The sequence below is a fragment of the Paenibacillus sp. PAMC21692 genome (genome assembly GCF_014303795.1).
Lineage (GTDB): Bacteria > Bacillota > Bacilli > Paenibacillales > Paenibacillaceae > Pristimantibacillus > Pristimantibacillus agaridevorans.
On the sequence record NZ_CP060293.1, the window covers coordinates 1,070,256 to 1,085,000 of the forward strand.

Genomic DNA, 14,745 nt, shown 5'->3' on the forward strand with positions numbered 1-14,745 from the left:
ATATTGAGGAGGAATAAAAATGCCGCTACCATTAATACCAGCAATCGCCGTAGGTATAGCAGCTGTAACAGCTGCAGTTGGAGCTAAAAAGGGATTCGATGCTAAACGAGATATGGATCAAGCAAAGGCTTTGAATCAAACATCACAGGACATTGCAAAAGAAGCGGAAGAATTTGTTGAAATGGCAAGAGAAAACACCAATGAGGCTATTACTGAGCTTGGGCAGGAAAAAATTCGAATCCTTTCGACATCAATAAATGAGTTTGTTGTTAACTTTGAGAAAATAAAAAATATTAATCTTAAGGATAGCGATGGTATTGATGAGCTGAGAAATTTCAATCCATCGAGCGAGAGCTTCAAGCAATTGAAAAATGCATCATTTGAGGCAAAGACAATCGCTATAAATGGACTTGCTGCAATTGGTTCTGGAGCTTTACTTGCGTACGGTACATACAGTGTTGTTATGAGTGGGCTTGGCGGGCTATTGGTTACTGCAACGACAGGTACTGCATTGGGAACACTGTCAGGTGTAGCCGCTACGAATGCGACATTGGCGTGGCTTGGTGGTGGAGCATTGGCTGCAGGTGGTCTAGGAGTAGCTGGCGGAATGATGGTCCTAGGGGGTATTGTGGCGGGACCTGCACTTGCAATCGGTGGAGCTATTTTTGCAAGCCAGGCTAAAAGCGCTCTTAATGATGCTTATGGAAACTATGATAAAGCAAAAGCTTTCAAAGCACAGGCAAAGAACATTGGTATTGCTTTAAAAGCAATATACACTCGAGCAAATCAACTTACTGAACTTTTGAAGAAGTTAGATGTATTCTTTGTTCATCAAGTAAGTGTATTGCGATTCATTATCAAGTCTAGAGGTATGAACTGGGATGATTACTCAGAAGTTGAGAAGCAAGAGATCTACAAGTGTGTCCAACTAGCCAAAACAATTAAGGTGATTCTCGATTCTTCCCTTCTTAAACAAGAGGGTCAATTGGAGGAAGCTAGTGCTTACGTAGTTGAGAACGGAAATAAGTATCTCGAAACACTAATGCAGGGTTGAAATGTTCAATTGCGATCAATGTGGATTGTGTTGTAAGAAAGTAGGTATTACTGAGCAGTATAAACATTTGGATCGCGGTGACGGGGTATGCTTGCATTTTGATATAAGCACGAATCTTTGTGGTATATATGAAGATCGCCCCGTTATATGCAGAGTAGATGAATCATACGATCTATTCTATAAAGATAAAATGTCTCAACAGGAATTTTATTATCTAAACTACAAAGCATGCGACGCATTAAAAGGAATGGAGTTGCAGAAGATGAGTGACTTGAAATCAACACTTGAGGATAAATTTGAAGAACTTTTTGGCTATAGACCTTGGAATGGAGATGAAAAACAGGTACGTAACGCTCTCGAAATCATTTGCCAAGGTAAACCTGAGAAAGACGAAATAATTGCGATAATTGATACGAGTATTTCGACAAACGGAAAGTCAGGTATGGTTCTGACTCTTGATTCTGTCTACATAAAAGATGCTGGTAATAGCACATCCAAGTTTATCGCGAAATATGAAGATATTGAATCCACGTATATTAAAGAAGATAAATTCCTCGGTGTTGATATAACAGCGTTAGAACTTAATATGCAATACGGAACTCAGTATCGAATCAGCATTGATAAAATAAGTAGGCGTAAACTGATGGAGTACTTGGATTATGCAAGCTCACTTTATCAAGAAGATGACAAACTTGAGTGGTAATTGTGTAGGTTGAAATCAATTAGAAGAGGATATTTCCAAACATCACATTCCATTCAAATCCCTGTTATTACACAGGGATTTCTATTTTTTCATTTGGCGAAATGAGGAGTTGTTGAGAATGAGAGCATCCCAAGACTATTGGTCGATAGTATTGTTCCTCTAAACCTCCTCCATCCCGTCGACATCAGGCGGGCATCGGGGTACAATTAACGGAGGCTTTCAACTGGAGAAAGCATGTAGAATTGGAACGAATCTGATGTGTTAAGGAGCTGTTGGAATGCTGAACGAGACTGTGCTGTGGGAAGGCAAACCTTTTAATTTCGGATTTCCGACGTTTACGCATTACAAATTGACGGATCGCAGACTGATTGTCGAGAAAGGCGTCTTTACGAAGCGGCGCGAGGAGATTCAATTGTACCGCATCCGCGATGTTTCCCTGAAACGGAATCTGTTTGAGAGAATACTAAAGTTCGGGGATATTACCATTATATCCACGGATACGAGTACTCCTTCCTATACGCTTCGAAATGTTCGTAATAGCGTCCACGTATCGGATCTGCTAGGCCACGCGACAGAGAATGCCCGGATCAAGAACAGGGCGTTCGAGCTGACGGAAGTGTAAGGCCGAATAACGGCAGACATATGGAGCAACATTTCCGTCTTTTTCCACGTCTTAGATGCGAGGCAGGATTGCTGCGCTTCACGACGGGTACGTGGGGGATTATGGTGTAAAGTAAAGGAAATTGCCTATGCGAAAGTTTATGTACGGTGCCGCCGTGCTTGTATGGATGGCGGTTATTATCGGCTTCTCTAATCAACAGGCGTCGGATTCCAATGCGCTTAGCAGCGGACTCTCGGATGCCATCGCGACGACGATTCGCGTCATGCTGCCGGGATTGGAGCTGGATGCGGGAGAGTTGAACCATGTCGTTCGCAAGCTGGCCCATGGTCTGATCTATCTGGTGCTCGGCATGCTTGTCTTGGGCACTTTGACCAAACTTGGCGTAAGAGGCGTGCGCGGCGTGGCGATCACCTTGCTGGTGTGCGTGCTGTTCGCCGTGTCTGACGAGCTGCATCAGCTCTTCGTATCGGGCAGATCGGGTCAAGCCAGCGATGTCATCATTGATAGTATTGGAGCCTCAATCGGCATTCTCTTGTACAAGGGGGCGGCACGGATCGGCGCTAGCCTCGGACGGGAGCGAACATAGGGCCGAAGCGGTTGGCAGCTAGAATAAGCGACAAGGAGGACTATACATATGGGAGCCAAACAACGAATATCGCTTATCGTCATCGGGCTGCTGCTCGTATTGGGCGCGGCGACTTATGGCGTGGTGACACTGACAGCCAAGATGAACGATGCCAAGGAGCTCAAGCAGCAGTTGGCTGAGTCAGATCAGCCGGATGAGAGCGATCCGGTGCAAGGCGAGGGCAATAAGGATAGCGATGGCGGAGGGGACGAAGACGGGGATCAGGATGGAATAGCAGGCGGGGATGGTCAAGGCGTCTCGCCGAGTCCTGGCAGTAACCCTGGAGACACCGTGACGCCGGGCAAGCCTGCGGGCGGGCAAGGCCAGACGGGCAAGTCGGGAGCTGACACGCCAGGGTCAACCGGCGGCAGCGGCGGTGGTGGCGCGTCGGGAACGCCTGCTAATTCCGGGGGCAGCGGCTCAGATACGCCTGCCGCGAAACCGGAGCCAAGCGCGACGGCGCCAACGACTGGCGGCGGCAAGGCGAGCAAGAGCGAGATTGATGCAGCGGTAACGGCATCGATGGAGTCGCTCCGCAGCACTTGCAAGTCGACAAGCTCGAAGCTGGTGTCCTCGATCAAGGCGGAGCTTGCCGAGAATAAGGAGGCAGCTCTTGAGACGCTCCAGTCGGAGTATCTGGGTCAAGTCGTTGCCGCTGAGGCTTCGTGCGACGCACAATTTAATCAACTGGTAGGCGATGCGCAGGCGAAGTACAAGGATGCGGGCCTGTCGGCAAGCGAGATGCCGGATTGGAACACGGAGTACGAGCGGGCCAAGCAAGACGCGCGATCGGCGGCGCTGGTAGAGATTGCGGCGGCACTGGACTAGGGCGTGACTGAAAACCCGCTCTGGGGCATCTTTCACCGCCTTTCCGCCCCCTGCTTCGTCACTTTTGCTTGATGTACCCCCGGTACGACTTCACAAAAGTTCCTTGCATGGAACGAAAATTCGGCAAAATCTGCTCCCCTCGGAGTATTCAGACACGCCCTAAGACGGAGAGGAAGATTAAAGAATGGCAAGGAAGACGAAATTATGGGGGATGACGTTAATGGCGTCCCTGTTGTTAATGGCGACACCTCTGCAAGCGGCAATGGGAGCGGCAGAAGGCGCCGGACGAGCGGCGGCTGTGCCTGTGTCCGCTGTTACCGGAGCGGGAGTGTCTTATGCAGCGGCAGCCGCGACAGTAAAGGCGCAGGCCGCGCAGCCTAAAAAGGAAACGACGGTACAGGTTAAGACGCAGCCGGTCAGGCTCATCTTCGACGATAAGGAACTGGCGCTGCCTAAGGGACAGCACGCTTTTATCCATCAGGGGCGGACCTACGTGCCTATCCGTTATCTCTCCTATGCTTTGCTGAAGCAGGTGGGCTGGGATCCCGCAAAAAATCAAGTGACAATCTCGGAGCCGACGGCAGCGGAGCTTGCCGATCTCAAGAAGCAGCTGCTTGCGGCGAGCGGCGGCAAGCCAAGCTTGACGACGCAGACGCTGACCATGAAGGTAAAGGAAGCGTCGCTGATCTTTAATGGCAAGGTAAAGACACTGCCGGAGGGCCAATCCCTATTTATTCTCAATGGATCGATCTACGTGCCGTTGCGCTTTCTGGCAGAGTCGCTCGGGACCAAGATTGACTGGGATCCTGCGACAAGAACGGTCAGCGGACAGTCGAAGGCGTACCAGGCGGAGCATGGGGAATCAAACAATGGCGGGAAACCCGGAGAAGGCAATTCCGGCACGGGCGGCGGCGCTCCCGGAGCGGGCAACGGCGGCGGAGGGGGCGCGCCTGGCGGAGGAACGCCGGCGAACCAGACGTATGCGCAGATTACCTCGGGTGCGGAAACCAAGCTGTACGCTTTGCGTTCGAGCTGCGAATCTACGCTGACGGGAATCGTGCTGAGCTACACCGATACGAGCGAAGCGGGCAAACAGAAGCTAAAGGCGGATATTCAAGCGGCGGTAGCAACTTGTACGGCCAACTTCGAGACCATCATTGCCGACACCTCGGCGGCGTTGACGGCGGGCGGCCACAGCACGGCTATCCTTGCCGAATATCGGACCAAGTTTGAAGAAGAGCTAGAGGCAGGCCGCAAGCTTGCGGAATCCATGCTATAGGATACAAATGAGAAGAGGCTCCCGGGCTTGCAGCCTGGGAGCCTCTCTTGCTGTGCCTGGACTATGTAACCGTTCGGTAACTGCTGCGGAGCCGATCGATTCTGCGTCTGACAGGGCATGTATGGGAACTGGGATTGATCAGAATTTAGAAAAGATCCGCTTGCGGCTGTTCTTCCTGACTTTGTACCAGTAATGGCCGTTCTCGTCGCGAAAAATTCTAATACCGATTAGCTTGAGCGGTGTCGTTAATTCGGTGAACATTATATATCCGGACATATCCATCACCTCGCTTACATACTCTCCTAATAATATCAAACTTTTTACCTATTTACTAGGAAAATATGCTTATTCATATGGGCTAAAACTACTAATTTCTAGTTTTGCGAGAAGCTTGCGTTCTCTCAGGCGACAATGTTGTTCAAGCGGTTTGACGAGCGTTGAAGGCCAGCATCGAACCAAGCGTTCATTTGTCAGAAAAAAGGGTTGCAACTCTAGCAAATTGTGGTAACATGGAACTATAAAAGCGAGACACGATAACGGCAAACTTGGCGAAAGCCAGGGACGCAAAGCTACAGGGTCTTCCAATCCATGGATTGATGACAGCCAGCTACCGAATGATTGGGCTTTTTTTGTTTTTTATAGGACTTTATCGCACGACAATAGGTCTTTATTGAACATCATCAGCCAATCATTCGCCGCGGACGTTTCGCGGAGTGTTCAAAAAGTTCGGTTTTCAGCACCGAGAAGATTGAATGAAAGTAGAAACTGAGGAGCGGAGCGTAGTGGAAGCTACGTGAGCACCGGAAGTTTCGCTTGCGTTCAATATTCGATGTCGAGTAGGCTTCCTGGAATACTTCGTGATCAAAAGCGGACTTTTTGAACTACCTTTAAAGCTTCACACGATAATGGCAAACCTGTCGAAAGGCAGGGACGCAAAGCTATAGGGCCTTCTAAACAGATGGCAGCCTGGCCACCGAAGGGAGTTTTTTGTTATGCGTAAATTCATTATGATGGTTGTATCGGTATTCCTGCTGTTTACATCGGTACAAGCTGTATCGGCTGCCGATGCAGGTGCCGCTTGGCTGGACACTTCGGCATTGGCGCAAGGCGTTGTCAAGGTAACCTATGATGTGAAGCCGAAGGTCAAGATGAAAGTCATGATCGCGAAGGGCAAAGATAACTATACGTATAATCTGGCTACAGGCCGCGTAACGGAGACTCTTCCGCTGCAGCTCGGCAATGGCGAGTACAAGATCATGCTTCTGGAGAACATTTCGGGCACCTCGTATAAAGCAGTTAAGCAGCAAGCGGTTAAGCTTAACCTCAAGGATGAGAAGGTCGTGTACCTTAATTCCGTTCAAAATGTAAGCTGGACAAGCACCAGCCAAGCCATTGCGAAAGCGAAGGAACTGGCCAAGGGCAAAAAGACGGACGAAGAAAAAGCGAAAGCCGTATACAACTACATCATTGCCAATATCGCGTATGACAAGGTTCTGGCGGACACCGTCACTTCCGACTACCTGCCGAGCATCGACAAGACGCTTGCTTCGAAGAAGGCGATCTGCTACGGATACGCTTCGACATACGCGGCAATGCTGAGAAGCCTTGATATTCCGACCAAGCTGATCATGGGCGATTCCGATTATGTAGATGTCTACCACGCATGGAACGAGGTTTATCTTAACGGCAAGTGGGTCATCGTGGATACGACAGTGGACGCAGGCATTAAGCAAAGCAACAAAGCGACCGTATTTGCAAAGGACGCATCCAAGTATACGAAGACCAAACAGTACTAATATATAGGTTCATAAGAAGAAGGAGACTCGCGAAGCGGGTCTCTTTTTTTGCGTTTAAGCCGGATTCGGAGCGTAATAAGGGGCAAATCGCGAAAAGAGAGTAGCATCTCAAAAAAAGCGTGTGCCCCAAAAAAGGATATGGCGTAGCGCCGTAAAAAGTGGCGATTTCAATAGCGGTCGATGCCGTGCTAGTTTAAGGGTGCAGGTTAGCCGCTTACCAATCAAACCGAAAGGAGACTCGCATGAAAATGAATGTATCGCAACCGACGGGACTGCCTGCCGAAGCAGGAATGCCCGCAAGGAAAAAATCGTCGTTTTGGAAGCAAGTTTCACGAAATCGCTTTCTTTATATGTTGCTTGTTCCTGTAGCCATTTATCTGCTCGTGTTTAAATACGCTCCCATGTTCGGCGAGATTATCGCGTTCAAAAATTATCGTCTGGCCGACGGCATTTGGAACAGCCCTTGGGTCGGCTTCGAACAGTTCGAGAAGCTGTTTGCGAGCAGGGAGTTCTACGTCGTGCTTAAAAACACGCTTTTGCTGAACTTGTATCACCTTCTATTCGCGTTTCCCGTGCCGATTCTGCTGGCCATCCTGTTAAACGAGGTCCGCGTGGAATGGTACAAGAGGACGCTGCAAAATTTGCTGTACATTCCCCATTTCATTTCTTGGGTCGTGCTGGGCAGCATCGTGATCGCGTTACTGTCGCCGTCCACGGGGTTCGTCAACTATTTGCTAAAGGGGTTCGGGCTGGAGCCGATCTACTTTATGGCCGACAAGCTTTGGTGGCCCGTCAGCTTTATCGTCTCCGGCATATGGAAGGAAGCCGGCTTCGGCACGATCCTGTATTTGGCCGCCATGGCTTCCATCGATCCGACGTTATATGAAGCTGCAAAAATAGACGGGGCAAGCAAGCTTCGGCAAACCTGGCATGTGACGCTGCCCGGCATTCGCAGCACGATCGCGATTCTGCTCATTTTGCAAGTAGGCAAAATGATGGATGTCGGCTTCGAGCAGGTGTACGCGCTTCGCAATGACGCCGTGACAAGCGTGGCGGAGGTTATCAGCACCTTCGTGTATACGAGAGGTCTGGTGAATTTGCAGTACAGCTATACGACGGCACTCGGACTATTCCAATCGCTGATTGCCTTGATTCTGGTCGTATCGGTCAACCGGATCATCAAGGCGATGGGAGAGAGGGGCTTATGGTGAGAAGGACGACAGGAGGTAACCGGACATGAAAGAAGCAAGTTCCTCGCCAGCCTGGTTTCGATGGCTGAACTACATTTTCCTGGCGTTATGCGCTTATGCGACTTTGTTCCCCTTTATCAATATTATCGCGACGTCCTTTAGCAGCAGCAGGGCGATCAACGCGGGCGAAGTGTTTATGTGGCCGATCGAATTTAATCTCGACGCCTACAACAATTTGATTCGGGACGGTCAACTGATCGTCGCCATGAAGAATACGGTCATCATTACGGTCGTGGGCACCGCGCTTAATATGCTGTTTACGATTATGGCGGCTTATCCGCTGTCCAAGGCTAGGCTGAAAGGCAAGAATGTCATGCTGATGGCGATTCTGTTTACGATGCTGTTCAGCGGCGGGCTTATCCCGAACTTCCTGCTCGTCAATACGCTTGGCCTTGTCAACTCTTACTGGGCACTGTGGCTCCCCGCGCTTATTAGCGCCTACAACATGTTTGTTATGAAATCGTTCCTGGAAGGGTTGCCGGAGGAGCTGGAGGAATCCGCGGCTATCGACGGAGCGAGCGAGTTTACGATTCTGTGGCGAATTATTCTGCCGTTGTCGAAGCCGGTTATCGCAGCCTTGACGCTGTTCTATGCGGTCGGCTGGTGGAACTCTTATATGAACGTGCTGATCTATATCCGGAGCACGGATAAGTTGTCGCTTATGGTAAAGCTGTACCAAATGATCGATCTGGTCAGCACGGAGCTGCTGCGCGGGGAAGGCGTCCTTCAAGCGGTCATAACGCCGGAGAGCATCCGGGCGGCTGCGGTCGTGTTCGCCATCGTGCCGATCCTGTGCGTCTATCCGTTCCTGCAGAAACATTTTATCAAGGGCGTTCTGCTGGGGTCGATCAAAGGTTAACGGCTCCGGCGTTCCCGTCTCCGCATGATATCAAGTGCGCCTTCAAAGCGCGTTCTGATATAATTTAAAAACAGTTAACAGGAGGTCAAGTATGGAACTAAAAGGGAAGCAATACTTGAAGGGCAGATTGCTGCTGATTCTCGTCGTTATGGTGATGGTTGTCGTCTCCGCTTGTTCGAACGGCGCAAACGGGTCGGACAACAAAGGAAAAGGCAATACGGCCGGTCAGGAAAGCCAGGCGCCTTCGGACAATGGAGGGGCGGAGAAGGACCCGTATGAAGGTCTGCCTAAAAAAATCAGCATTTCCACCTTTGACCGGGGTCAGGTATCCAGCGACGAAGGCACGTATGAGGATAACCGCTGGGTCAAGTGGATTCGCGAGCAATCCGGCATCGACGTATCGATCGTGCCCGTGCCGCGCAATCAGGCGCAGGACGCGCTTAACGTGTTGTTCGCGTCCGGCGGCGCTCCCGATATGGTGTGGGAGTATGACCGCGCGTATATCGGCAAGCTGGTGACACAAGGCGTCATTCAACCTATTGGAGAATATATCGAGAAGTACAGCACGTCATACAAAAAATATTTGGAAGAACACCCGGGGCTGAAGCCTTACTTGACGTTCGATGGCGAGATCTATGCTATCTCCGCCGAACGCCCGTTGTTCGCGGTCGCCAATCACGGCGTCTGGATTCGGCAGGATTGGCTGGATGAGCTGAAGCTCGATCAGCCGACAACCGTCGAGGAGTTGATCGCGGTTGCCAAGGCGTTCAAGGAACGGTATCCGGACAGCACGCCGATCGTAGGCCATACCACGAGCGATATTTACTCGGCCATCTATGGCGCCATGAACTTCCAATGGTACCTGGAGGACGGCAAGATGCAATACGGGGCTACGCTGGATCGGTTCGCCGATGTGATCGGGCTGGAGAAGCAGCTTTATGAGTTGGGGCTTGTAGACAAGGAGTATCTGACCGATAGCAACAATCAGCGCGCCAGCCAGCTCTGGACGACAGGCAAAGCGGGCATTTACCTCGGGCAATGGGGAAGAGGCTCGAACGATATTATGATCAAGGATATGCTGTCCAACGTGCCGACGGCGAATCCGGTACCGCTGGAGATGGTCGCTTCCCAATATGGCAAGTACGGCGCATATCAGGAAGCTCCGCCTAATATTTTCGTAGCTTTCAATAAAGATATGAAAAATCCGAAAGCGGCGATCGAATATTTGGACTGGCTGATCGACGGAGGTTGGTATCCGCTTGTCAATGGCGAGGAAGGCGTTCATTATGAAAAGATCAACGACGTTCCGAAGCAGCTTGACAGCGATAAGTTTAACAAAGAAGTGCTGTACGCCGGCGAATACGCGGTCGTAAGAGATCAAGTGACCAAAGCCGAGGACCTGCTTGCGCTTGCTCCCGACGACGAGCAGTCCCAGCGTATCGCCAAGCTGAACATGACATCGCTCGAGATTGCCATGAAAAACGAGTTCCGCAGGGACATCCCGTATCAGCCAAGCTTCGACAAGATTAACGAGATCCGTTCGACGCTGGATACGTTTATCCGGGAGACGCGCGCAACCGCCGTAACCCAAGGGTCGAAATATACGGGGCAGTGGGCGCTCGAGGAGATCCGCAAGGAATGGGAGCGACTGGGCGGCAAGGAAGCGGATGAGCTTGCGCAGAAGTGGTACGAGGAGAACAAGGCAAGCTTCTAAACTGACAGAAGTCTGATGAGGTTGACTTATAAGGGGGAACAGGCATGAACGTGACCAAAAATCGGAGGCTTGTGAAAGCGATCGGCGTTTTGTCCATCGTCCTGTTCCTCCTTGTATCGACTTCATTTTTTTTCACCTATTCGGTATTCAATAAACAATTGAAACGGCAATTGGTCGATACGAATATGGAGCTGCTCGGCCAAGTCGACCATAAGCTCGAGCTGACGCTTAAGCATATTGACAAGTCGACGATTCAGCTGCTCAAGAACGATGAAGTCATCCGTTTCTTTGACAAGGATCTGGATGAGCAGGCAAGCCAAAATAATGCGTTCCGCATTTCCAACCTGATTGCGAACGCGATCAACAGCATGGATAATATTTTCACAATCGACTTGTATTCCTATGGAAAACAACGGCTTGTCACGGGGAATGTGCTGACGGAGGAGGAGCTGTCGAACGACTTTCGCTGGATTACCGGGTTCGAGCAATTTGACGGTTTCTATGAATGGATGTCGACGCGCAAGGTGCTCATCAACCGTTCCAGCTATCCCGTTTATCGCGACGTCGTGACGCTGGTGCGCACCTATCCGCTTATCCATTCGCCGGGGACGAGAAGAGGGGCCGTTGCGGTTAACGTCAAGGAGGACGCGTTGTACGGCTTGATTCGGAATACGGCCGATGCCGATGGCGGGCAGACCTTCGTGGTCGATCGGGAAGGCGTCGTGGTGCTTCATTCGGACCATAATAAGGTAGGCAAGGACATTAGCGAGTTTTCTTATATAAGCCGTATGCTGAAATCCGAGGGGGACACGGGTCATTTCACAGCCGATGTGGAACAGACGCTGTCCTCCGTCTTCTATGTCAAAGACGATTATACGGGCTGGTATATCGTCCGCTCCGTGCCGGAGTCGCAGTTTACCCGTCCGCTCATCCTGTTCCGCAACGTATTGTTCCTGCTCGCGGTTGTCTTGTTCGTTGTCGCTACGGTATCGGCCGCAGTGATCGGCCGCTGGACGTTCAAGCCGATGAATCGGTTCGTCCAGGCGATGCGGCAGCAATTGTCGGCTCCCGCCAAGTCGGGAGGACGCAAGTACAACGACGAATTCCATTATTTCGAATCGACGGTGCAGCATATTCTGGAGGACAGGGAGCAGTTGCACAAGCAGGTTGTGGAAAGCAAGCCGCTGGTCAAGTGGCAGTTAATGACGGAGCTGCTGTCGGGCGGACCGAAAAACTTGTCGGCGATTCAGCCTTATATGGATACGCTGAATATCCGCCTCCATGCGCAGCGCTTCGTCGTGATGAGCATCGAGTTCGACAACAAGGGGCAGATTGCTTCCGCGCGCGACTTGAAGCTGTATGCCTATGCGCTTTGCAACGTGGCCGAGGAGCTGATGAACGCGGAAGGCCAAGGCATAGCGTGCGAGCTCGACAAGGGCAAATGCGTGGTCATTATGAGCTTCGGCGACGACGAGGATCGGGAACGGCATGCCATCCGGGCCGTGGCCGTGGCGGATATGTTAAAGGAATTCGTCCAGGAATATCTTGGACGGACGATCAGCATCGGTATCGGGGATGTTGTGGAGATGCTCGACGAGATACCGACATCCTACAAGCAATCGTTGGAAGCGCTCCGGTATAAGCTGGTCATGGGCGGCAACTCCATTATAACGAGAGAAGATATATCGGCGGACCCGTCGCCTCAATTCTACAAGCTGTTCGCCATGACCGACGGCATCGTCGCTTCGGTGAAGCTGCCTGACGCCGACAAGATGCGCGGGCAGGTTCGTAAGTGGTTCGAATCGTTTGCGGAGCAAGGCGTCCCGCCGGAATTGATCATGCAGCTTGTCGTGCAGTGCCTGATGAAGACCGCGACCGCCGCGGCCGAAATCGGCGTCGATACGGACGGCATTTTCCCGGAGCAATATTTGGTCGAAATGCTGAATCAGTACGAGCGGCTGGAGCAACTGGAGAAATTTACGGTTGGCGCGCTGGACAGCTTTATCGAACGAATTCGCGAGAAACGAGGCAGCAGGGAACGCAACGAAACGATCGATAAAGCCAAACAGTACATTCAGGAGCATTATATGCGCAGCGACATGTCGCTCAATTTGCTTGCCGGCGAATTTCATCTTAGTATCTCGCATTTGAGCAAGCTGTTTAAGGAACAGATGGAGTGCAATTTTATCGATTATTTAATGGAGGTCCGCATGAATCAGGCCAAAGAGCTGCTGGCCGGAACGGAAGACAAGATCCGCGACATCGCGGAGCAAGTCGGCTACTCCAACGTCAACAGCTTTGTACGGATCTTCAAGAAAATGACGGGGCTGACGCCGACGGAATTCAGGGAGCGGTCCAAAGGTTGACGCGGGGGATGGAGTAGCGGGACGGAATGCGGGCGGATGCCGAAGAAAAGGCGAGAGCAGTCGGCTGGCTGACGCGGAAGAAACGTAGGGATGGCTTGCGGGTGGATGACGAAGAAGTAACGTGAACAGTCGGGAGGCTGGACGCGGAGGGAACAGAGGGGTACCTGCGGGCTGGCGTAGACGGGGGACCGGAAGGGACTCCAGGTTGGCGCGGCAGCATGCGGGTGGCTAGTTGGACGGAAAGGTTGGTGATAGCGACATGTTAACATTGCGCGAAACGATAGATGCCGCAACGGGCGTCAGCATAAGATCCATAGGGGCAAGCGGTGTCGACACGGGCCACCATTATTTCACTGCCATGTCCTGGATGTCGGACAGCCGGCATATCTTGGTTTGCACGGATATCGACGGGGACAAAATGGGCGTTTACGTCAAAGCGGATACCACGGATGGCTCGGGAGAAATCATCGTCGATCGGCTGGAGTGGGGCCGGGGCCTCGTATCCGACGGCGATCGGTTCTATTATTACGCGGGTTCGGACATTTACGAGCTTGATCTGGTTTCCGGCCGGAGCCGCACCGTCTGCAGCCTGAATCGGGAGGCGGTCGTATACGGCCCGCTGTCGATTACGAAAGATGGCAGTACGATGGGCATTTATTGGCGGACGAGCGGCGGGATTTGGGCTATCGGTACGGTCGACGTGGAGACGGGACGCGTGAGGGAGGTGGCGACTCCGGGCTTCGCGGAGCCCTACCCGATAGCCAATCATGCGATGATTAATCCGGAGGACCGAAATTTGCTTTTCTTCGCGCATGAGGGCCAGACCGAATCTATTCCGGACCGGATTTATATGGCGGACGTCTGGAGCGGCGAGTTCCGCTGCGGCTTCGGTCAGAAGCGGATGGAAACCGGCGAGCTCGGAGAATACGTCGGTCATGAGATGTGGGCGCCGGACGGCAGGCATCTGTACTTTGTGAAATATCCGCACAGCCCGCTAAAGCCAACCGGCATTTACCGTGTGGATGCGCGGAATGGCGAGGCGGAATTCGTGAACGGCGACTATCGTTATTGGCATGTAGCGGTAAGTCCCGATGGCCGATGGGCGGTCGCGGATACGACGGAGGAAGAGGAGATCAGCAAGATTGTGCTGATCGATTTGGCAAGCCGTTCCTCCAGGCTGCTGTGCGAAATTCCGATGTGGAAGCAACATCCGGGGCATCCGCATCCTTCCTTTAGTCCGGACAGCCGCAAAATCAGCTTTACGCTGGCGGACGAGGAGCGGAAGCTGCGGGTAGGCATCATCGATATAGCGGAATAGAGAACCAGTAACCATTAAACCAGACTGACATTTGGATGCCGCCAAGTAATATGAAGTTATACTATTAAGAGGCAGGCTCGGAAGGGGACTCGCTGGCGAAGCGGGTCTCTTTCTTTGAAATGATAGGAAAGTATATGATTTTGAGTCGTTTGCAGGGTTTGAAATAGGATACCTTGGAAGCGAGTTAATCCCGGGATCCAAGCGCCCTGATCGAGACGGCTTGTTTATGGAGCTCTCAGATGCAGATTTGTTTGCGCAGTTTATGTCAATAGAACGTCTGCGTGCTGGGCGCGAATTAGAGGCGGATGGCAGTGCTGGAGTTCTGAAGTGT

12 protein-coding genes, 1 pseudogene and 2 riboswitches are annotated in these 14,745 nt (G+C 51.6%); all 13 genes and pseudogenes read left to right on the top strand.

What is annotated here, in order from left to right; all coding sequences use genetic code 11:
- Positions 1-19 precede the first annotated feature (19 nt).
- The 13 genes and pseudogenes from H7F31_RS04315 (at position 20) to H7F31_RS04370 (ending at position 14,414) form a co-directional block, all read left to right on the top strand.
- A complete protein-coding gene (locus H7F31_RS04315) occupies positions 20-1,054 on the top strand; it encodes a hypothetical protein (protein WP_187103177.1) in 1,035 nt (344 codons plus the stop codon).
- Between the two features lies 1 nt (position 1,055).
- A pseudogene (locus tag H7F31_RS34545) lies at positions 1,056-1,241 on the top strand (YkgJ family cysteine cluster protein); the annotation flags it as partial.
- Positions 1,242-1,316: 75 nt separating this feature from the next.
- A complete protein-coding gene (locus H7F31_RS34125; RefSeq protein ID WP_261800297.1) occupies positions 1,317-1,757 on the top strand; it encodes a hypothetical protein in 441 nt (146 codons plus the stop codon).
- A gap of 277 nt (positions 1,758-2,034) precedes the next feature.
- The gene (locus tag H7F31_RS04325) at positions 2,035-2,379 is read left to right on the top strand and encodes a PH domain-containing protein (RefSeq protein ID WP_087571640.1); all 345 of its coding nucleotides are present in this window, start codon (positions 2,035-2,037) and stop codon (positions 2,377-2,379) included.
- A 127-nt stretch (positions 2,380-2,506) separates the two neighbouring features.
- A complete protein-coding gene (locus H7F31_RS04330) occupies positions 2,507-2,965 on the top strand; it encodes a VanZ family protein (protein WP_187103179.1) in 459 nt (152 codons plus the stop codon).
- Between the two features lie 48 nt (positions 2,966-3,013).
- Entirely contained in the window at positions 3,014-3,832 is an 819-nt protein-coding gene (locus H7F31_RS04335) for a hypothetical protein (protein ID WP_187103180.1), read from the top strand.
- Positions 3,833-4,016: 184 nt separating this feature from the next.
- The gene (locus H7F31_RS04340) at positions 4,017-5,111 is read left to right on the top strand and encodes a stalk domain-containing protein (protein WP_187103181.1); all 1,095 of its coding nucleotides are present in this window, start codon (positions 4,017-4,019) and stop codon (positions 5,109-5,111) included.
- Positions 5,112-5,639: 528 nt separating this feature from the next.
- Positions 5,640-5,726, top strand: a riboswitch (cyclic di-GMP riboswitch).
- 282 nt (positions 5,727-6,008) lie between these two features.
- Positions 6,009-6,089, top strand: a riboswitch (cyclic di-GMP riboswitch).
- A gap of 14 nt (positions 6,090-6,103) precedes the next feature.
- Entirely contained in the window at positions 6,104-6,907 is an 804-nt protein-coding gene (locus H7F31_RS04345) for a transglutaminase-like domain-containing protein (protein ID WP_187103182.1), read from the top strand.
- Between the two features lie 248 nt (positions 6,908-7,155).
- Entirely contained in the window at positions 7,156-8,118 is a 963-nt protein-coding gene (locus H7F31_RS04350) for an ABC transporter permease (RefSeq protein ID WP_261800298.1), read from the top strand.
- A gap of 25 nt (positions 8,119-8,143) precedes the next feature.
- Positions 8,144-9,016, top strand: a complete 873-nt coding sequence (locus H7F31_RS04355; RefSeq protein ID WP_187103183.1) for a carbohydrate ABC transporter permease — start codon at positions 8,144-8,146, stop codon at positions 9,014-9,016.
- A 91-nt stretch (positions 9,017-9,107) separates the two neighbouring features.
- Entirely contained in the window at positions 9,108-10,730 is a 1,623-nt protein-coding gene (locus tag H7F31_RS04360; protein WP_187103184.1) for an extracellular solute-binding protein, read from the top strand.
- A gap of 44 nt (positions 10,731-10,774) precedes the next feature.
- Positions 10,775-13,096: a helix-turn-helix domain-containing protein gene (locus tag H7F31_RS04365; protein ID WP_187103185.1), complete on the top strand. Its 2,322-nt coding sequence runs from the start codon at positions 10,775-10,777 to the stop codon at positions 13,094-13,096.
- Positions 13,097-13,355: 259 nt separating this feature from the next.
- Positions 13,356-14,414: a TolB family protein gene (locus H7F31_RS04370; RefSeq protein WP_187103186.1), complete on the top strand. Its 1,059-nt coding sequence runs from the start codon at positions 13,356-13,358 to the stop codon at positions 14,412-14,414.
- The last annotated feature ends 331 nt before the right edge of the window (positions 14,415-14,745 follow it).

Bases quoted from the DNA above. Each gene is read 5' to 3' on its own strand.
- H7F31_RS34125 (WP_261800297.1), top strand. From the start codon at position 1,317: ATGAGTGACTTGAAATCAACACTTGAGGATAAATTTGAAGAACTTTTT.
- H7F31_RS04315 (WP_187103177.1), top strand. From the start codon at position 20: ATGCCGCTACCATTAATACCAGCAATCGCCGTAGGTATAGCAGCTGTA.
- H7F31_RS04335 (WP_187103180.1), top strand. From the start codon at position 3,014: ATGGGAGCCAAACAACGAATATCGCTTATCGTCATCGGGCTGCTGCTC.
- H7F31_RS04325 (WP_087571640.1), top strand. From the start codon at position 2,035: ATGCTGAACGAGACTGTGCTGTGGGAAGGCAAACCTTTTAATTTCGGA.
- H7F31_RS04355 (WP_187103183.1), top strand. From the start codon at position 8,144: ATGAAAGAAGCAAGTTCCTCGCCAGCCTGGTTTCGATGGCTGAACTAC.
- H7F31_RS04345 (WP_187103182.1), top strand. From the start codon at position 6,104: ATGCGTAAATTCATTATGATGGTTGTATCGGTATTCCTGCTGTTTACA.
- H7F31_RS04340 (WP_187103181.1), top strand. From the start codon at position 4,017: ATGGCAAGGAAGACGAAATTATGGGGGATGACGTTAATGGCGTCCCTG.
- H7F31_RS04330 (WP_187103179.1), top strand. From the start codon at position 2,507: ATGCGAAAGTTTATGTACGGTGCCGCCGTGCTTGTATGGATGGCGGTT.
- H7F31_RS04365 (WP_187103185.1), top strand. From the start codon at position 10,775: ATGAACGTGACCAAAAATCGGAGGCTTGTGAAAGCGATCGGCGTTTTG.
- H7F31_RS04360 (WP_187103184.1), top strand. From the start codon at position 9,108: ATGGAACTAAAAGGGAAGCAATACTTGAAGGGCAGATTGCTGCTGATT.
- H7F31_RS04370 (WP_187103186.1), top strand. From the start codon at position 13,356: ATGTTAACATTGCGCGAAACGATAGATGCCGCAACGGGCGTCAGCATA.
- H7F31_RS04350 (WP_261800298.1), top strand. From the start codon at position 7,156: ATGAATGTATCGCAACCGACGGGACTGCCTGCCGAAGCAGGAATGCCC.